Annotated in this window: 5 protein-coding genes; all 5 read left to right on the top strand. The window is 64.7% G+C overall.

The features are described from left to right. Window positions 1–389: 389 nt before the first annotated feature. On the top strand, window positions 390–1,373 hold the full coding sequence (locus NZM16_RS07560) for an alpha-ketoacid dehydrogenase subunit beta (RefSeq protein WP_295479693.1): 984 nt from the start codon (window positions 390–392) through the stop codon (window positions 1,371–1,373). An 84-nt stretch (window positions 1,374–1,457) separates the two neighbouring features. Further along, window positions 1,458–2,855 carry a dihydrolipoamide acetyltransferase family protein gene (locus NZM16_RS07555; RefSeq protein WP_295479691.1) on the top strand — a complete coding sequence of 466 codons (1,398 nt, stop codon included), beginning with the start codon at window positions 1,458–1,460 and terminating at the stop codon, window positions 2,853–2,855. 34 nt (window positions 2,856–2,889) lie between these two features. Further along, window positions 2,890–3,465, top strand: coding sequence for a nitroreductase (locus NZM16_RS07550; RefSeq protein ID WP_295479689.1), 576 nt, complete (start codon window positions 2,890–2,892; stop codon window positions 3,463–3,465). A gap of 189 nt (window positions 3,466–3,654) precedes the next feature. Further along, window positions 3,655–5,337, top strand: a complete 1,683-nt coding sequence (locus NZM16_RS07545) for a methylmalonyl-CoA mutase family protein (protein ID WP_295479687.1) — start codon at window positions 3,655–3,657, stop codon at window positions 5,335–5,337. Between the two features lie 146 nt (window positions 5,338–5,483). Continuing rightward, on the top strand, window positions 5,484–5,679 hold a 196-nt coding region (locus tag NZM16_RS07540; protein ID WP_295479685.1), incomplete at its 3' end, for a hypothetical protein.

Below are 5,679 nucleotides of genomic sequence, written 5' to 3'. Positions count from 1 at the left end.
GGTGCGGGCGGAGGTGGACGAAGCTCAGCGGTTGGCGGAGGAAGCTCCCTACCCGGCTCCCGAAGAGGCGCTCGCTCCAGTCTTTGCGACCGAGGATCGCTCTGGCTGGTGGGGGGAATGAGGAACGGATCGCTTCCAGCGGCCCGCATCCTATGAAGCTGAGCGTCGCCCTCTGGGAACGACCGAACCTGGGCGCGCAGGACGGGCGGTCGCATCCTCTTTCCCCGAAACCGAGCGGACCGCTGCATGTGCCCCTCGCGCCTGGAGGTTCTATGGGGCAGATAGGGCTGACCCCGGTGGCCCACGCAGCTGAACTCAATCCGCCATCCGTGAAACACGCCCGGTTTATGAAAGGATATTGATCTAACAAACGTTTGGGAGGATGATGTATGCCGGAGAAGACGCTGATCGAGGCGATCCGCGAGGCGATCGATGAGGAGATGGCCCGCGATCCGCGGGTCTTTGTGGTGGGGGAGGATGTGGGGCCCCGGGGTGGCGTGTTCCGGGCCACCATGGGCCTCTGGCAGAAATACGGGGAGTGGCGGGTGATCGACTCCCCCCTGGCGGAGCTCTCGATTGTGGCCATCGGGATCGGGGCGGCCCTCAACGGCTTCCGGCCGATCTGCGAGATCCAGTTCGCCGACTTTATCCATCCCGCCTTCAATCAGATCGTGAACGAGGCCGCCCGGTTCTTCTACCGATCGGGAGGCGTCTACAACGTGCCCATGGTCATCCGCTCCCCTTATGGCGGCGGGATCAGCGGCGGCCTCTACCACAGCCAGAGCGTCGAGGCCTTCTTTGCCCATGTCCCAGGCCTCAAGGTGGTGATCCCCTCTAACCCATATGACGCCAAGGGCCTGCTCAAGGCCGCCATTCGCGATCCGAACCCCGTGTTGTTCTTCGAGCCCAAAAAAGGCTACCGCCTCATCAAAGGGGAAGTCCCTGACGGCGATTACATCGTCCCCATCGGCCCAGCGAAGGTCACCCGGGAGGGGAGCGATCTGACCGTCTTCGCCTATGGGATGATGCACTATTACGCGCTCCAGGCGGCGGAGATGGTGGCGAAGGAGGGGATCGATGTGGAGGTCGTGGATCTGCGCACCCTGGCCCCAGTAGACAAGGCGACGATCCTGAGCTCGATTAAGAAGACCGGGAAGGCTCTAATTGTCTACGAGGACAACCTCACCCTGGGCTATGGGGCGGAGGTGGCGGCCATCCTGGCGGAAGAGGGCTTCGAATACCTGGACGGCCCGGTGATGCGGCTGGGAGGGCCCGACGTGCCGGGTGTGCCCTTCAGCCCCCCGATGCAGGACTTCTTCATGCCCAGCCCCCAGAAGATCGCTGAGGCCATCCGGCGGCTGGCGAGGTATTAAGGCCCTTCGCGGATCGGAGCGGGCTCCCGCTCCGCGTGCGCTGAAATCCGCCGAACCTGATGTTCGACCCGAGGAGGCGCAGGGATGCCCACACCGGTGGTGATGCCACAGCTCGGCGAAAGCGTGGTCGAGGGGAAGATCGTCCGCTGGCTGAAGCGGGAGGGAGAACGGGTCCAGCGGTTCGAACCCCTCCTGGAGGTGGAGACCGATAAGGTGACCACGGAGGTGACCGCCCCCGATGAGGGGACGTTGCTCAGGATCTATTTCCCGGAAGGGATAACCCTGAAGGCGGGAACCCTGATCGCGATGCTGGGGAAGCCCGGGGAGCCGGTGCCGGAACGCCCCTATCGGATCGGCCACGGCGGCGAGATCGAACCCCTGGAGGAGATCCCGGCCGTCCCAGCCCCCGCTCCAGCCCCAGCGCCCCCCTCGCCTCCATCCGCCCCGGAACCGACTCCAGCCGCTCGTCGGGAGGGCGGGCCGCGGATCTCCCCGGTGGTGGCGAAGATCGCCGCCGAATACGGCATTGACCTCTCCAGGGTCCCCGGCACCGGGGAGGGTGGGCGGGTGACGAAGAAGGACCTGATGGCCTACATCGAGCGGATGCGGCTGCAGCCGGTCGGCGCCCCCGCTGTCCAGGAAGCGGAACTCCCGCCGTGGGAACAGCCGGGGACCGGGGAGCTGTTCCGACCGACAGAGGAAGTGCTGCAGGCGGCCCCTGCGCTGGCCGCGCCGCCTGCGCCCACCCCAACGCCTCCGCCCCCCCTACCCGCCGCCCCGGCCCTGGAGATGCCCTTCGAGGTGATCCCCCTCACCTCCATGCGCCGGGCCATCGCCGAGCATATGGTCCGCTCCAAGCACACTTCGCCCCATGTGACCACCGTCTTCGAGGTGGATATGAGCCGGGTGATGGCCCACTATGAGGTCCATCGCGCGGCCTTCGAGCGGGAAGGCGCGCGGCTGACGCTGACGCCGTATTTCATCATGGCCGCCATCGCCGCCCTAAAGGCCTATCCCATCGTCAACAGCACCTGGACTGACGAAGGGATTCGGGTCTACAAGGTCTATCACATTGGCCTCGCCGTCTCCCTGGGCGATGAGGGGCTGGTCGTCCCGGTCCTCCGCAACGCGGACGCTTACAGCCTGATCGGGCTGGCCCGCGCGGTTCAGGATCTGGTGGAGCGGGCCCGCCAGCGGCGGCTCAAACCGGAGGAAATCCAGGGAGGGACCTTCACCATCACCAACCATGGGATCTCGGGCAGCCTTTTCGCAACCCCCATCATCCATCAGCCTCAGTGCGCCATCATGGGCGTGGGCCGCGTCCATAAGCGACCGGTCGTCCTGGAGACCCCCCAGGGGGATGTGCTGGCCATCCGCCCGATGGTCTACCTCACTCTCACCTTCGACCACCGCATCATCGACGGCGCCCAGGCGGACGCCTTCATGAGCAAGGTGAAAGCGACGCTGGAGAACTGGTCCTAAGGGAGATCCACTGATCCGCACGGAGAATCCTGGGGTGGATGTCCTAAAAGCAATCATGACCCGTCATATGGTCGGCAAGGTGCGGCCCGAGCGGCCAAAGCGGGAGGAGATCGAGACGCTGCTCCGGGCCGCCGTGCGGGCGCCCAATCACCGCCTGACGGAGCCCTGGCGCTTCGTGGTGATCGCTGGCCCCGCCCTGGATGAGCTCGGCGAGGTCTTCGCCCAGATCCTCCGGGCGGTCAAGCCCGACGCCACCGAGGAGGAACTGAACCGGGAGCGAGCGAAGCCGCGCCGGGCTCCGGTGATCATCGCCGTGACCTGTTTGAAAGGCCGGGATCCCATCGAAACCCATGAGAACATCGTGGCCACCGCCGCAGCGATCCAGAACCTCCTCCTCGCTGCCCACGGCATGGGCCTGGGGGCCTACTGGCGCACCGGCGACACGGCTTACCATCCCCTTCTGCTGGAGTGGCTCGGGGTCCCAACAGATGCCCACTTTATGGGCTTCATCTATCTGGGCTACCCGGCTCCGGATGCTCCACCGCGCCAGACGCCCCGTCGGCCCATCGAGGAGGTCGCTCAGTGGCGAGGATGGGAAGAGGAGGGATAAGACGTGAGCAATGAGAGGATCCCGCGCGGCCCACCGGAATCCCCCATCCATCTCAACCGATCGTTTGTTGGTCGCCGCAGGCTCTGTTTATAATGAGGGGAAGCTGGAGGCTGAAAAGAAACCCCTTGAGGAGCAGGCCCACGCAAGCTTTTCGGCAAACCTTCGAAACGATTCCGGCAGGAGGGCGCCATGTTCGATCGGGAGAAGCTTCAAGAGCTGGCCGCGGCACGGGATCGCTGGGAGGAGACCACCCTTCCGCAATGGCTGGCCCGTATGCCGGAGCGCCAGGAAGCCTTCACCACCGTCTCCGGCGAGCCCGTGAACCCCCTTTACACTCCCCTCGATCTCCCGGACTTCGATTACCTACGGGATCTCGGGTTCCCCGGTGAATACCCGTTCACCCGGGGTATCCACGCCACGATGTATCGGGGCCGCCTCTGGACCATGCGCCTCTTCGCAGGATACGGCACCGCCGAGGAGACCAACGCCCGGTTTAAATACCTGCTTGAACACGGCCAGACCGGCCTCTCCATCGCTTTCGACCTCCCCACCCTCTACGGCTACGATACCGATGATCCGATGGCAGAGGGGGAGTTCGGCAAGTGCGGCGTGGCGGTCTCCTCGCTGCTCGATATGGAGATCCTCCTGGACGGCCTTCCCCTGGACCAGATCACGACCTCGATGACCATCAACGGGCCCGCGGCCATGATCTGGGCGATGTATCTGGCCGTGGCGGAGAAGCGGGGCATCCCCTGGGATCGGATCGGCGGGACCACCCAGACGGATATCTTGAAAGAATACATCGCCCAGAAAGAATGGATCTTCCCACCCGAGCCCTCCATGCGCTTAGTCGTGGATATGATCGAATTCGGCTCGAAATATGTGCCGAAGTGGAACCCGATCAGCATCAGCGGCTACCACATCCGGGAGGCGGGAGCCACCGCGGCGCAGGAGCTGGCCTTCACCCTGGCCGACGGGTTCGAATACGTCCGCTGGTGCTTAAAGCGGGGGCTGGACATCGACGCCTTCGCGCCACGCCTTTCGTTCTTCTTCAACTGTCACAATGACTTCTTCGAGGAGATCGCCAAGTTCCGGGCCGCCCGCCGAATCTGGGCCCGGGAGATGAAGGAGACCTTCGGGGCGAAGAACCCGCGCTCATGGTGGCTGCGCTTCCACACCCAGACGGCCGGCTGCACCCTCACCGCCCAGCAGCCCTACGTGAACGTGATCCGGGTGGCCCTCCAGGCTCTGGCCGCGGTCCTCGGCGGCACCCAATCGCTTCACACCAACGCGCTGGACGAGGCCATCGCCCTCCCCAGCGAGTTCGCCGCCAAGCTTGCCTTGCGCACTCAGCAGGTCATCGCCTATGAGAGCGGCGTGACCAACACCGTCGATCCCCTCGGGGGCAGCTACTATGTGGAACACCTGACCAACCGCATCGAACGGCAGGCCTACGAATATTTCCGCAAGATCGAAGAGCTGGGCGGGGTGATCCCAGCCATCGAGGCCGGCTTCTTCCAGCGGGAGATCGCCGATGCCGCCTATCGTTACCAGAAGGAGATCGATGAGAAGCGCCGGATCATTGTGGGGGTGAACGAGTTTGTGGAAGAAGAGGAGGTGAAGCCGCCCATCCTCCAGATGGATCCCGAGGGGGAGCGCCGGCAGCGGGCGCGCCTGCAGAAGCTCCGGATGGAGCGCGACAACGAGCGGGTGGGGCAGACCCTGGCCGCCCTCCAGGAGGCGGCCCGCCAGGAGAACGCAAACCTCATGCCCTACATTCTGGACGCGGTGAAAGCCTACGCCACCCTGGGCGAGATCACCCGGGCCCTGAAGGCGGTGTGGGGAACATGGCAGGAGCCCCTGATCATCTGAGATCTGAAAACCACGAAGGGCCCGTGAGGAGAGAGGACCTGAGATGCCCTTTGTGTGCCCTTCATGTCCTTTGTGGCGGATTTTCAGCAAGAGGATGGAGGGCGGGGCTGCCGTCAACCCTCCCGCCTGCCTGATCCAGCGTCACGATGAAGGTGAAACCTTCCCGCAACATCCGCATCGATCTGCGCCAGGGGCTGGATAGGATTCTCATCGGTCTGCTCGCCCTCAGCCTGTCCGCCTCGCAGCCTCGCCTGTCCTTTGAGGATCGCCTGAGCCTGCAGCTGGCCGGGCGCGGCTTCAATTTCGCGGCCTGGCTGGTTTCCGTGTGGTGGGAAAAGTGGG

The sequence above is a fragment of the Thermoflexus sp. genome, assembly GCF_025055495.1.
Classification (GTDB): Bacteria; Chloroflexota; Anaerolineae; order Thermoflexales; family Thermoflexaceae; genus Thermoflexus.
Note: the sequence above shows the minus strand (reverse complement) of the source record. Positions and strands in the feature narration are given on the sequence as shown.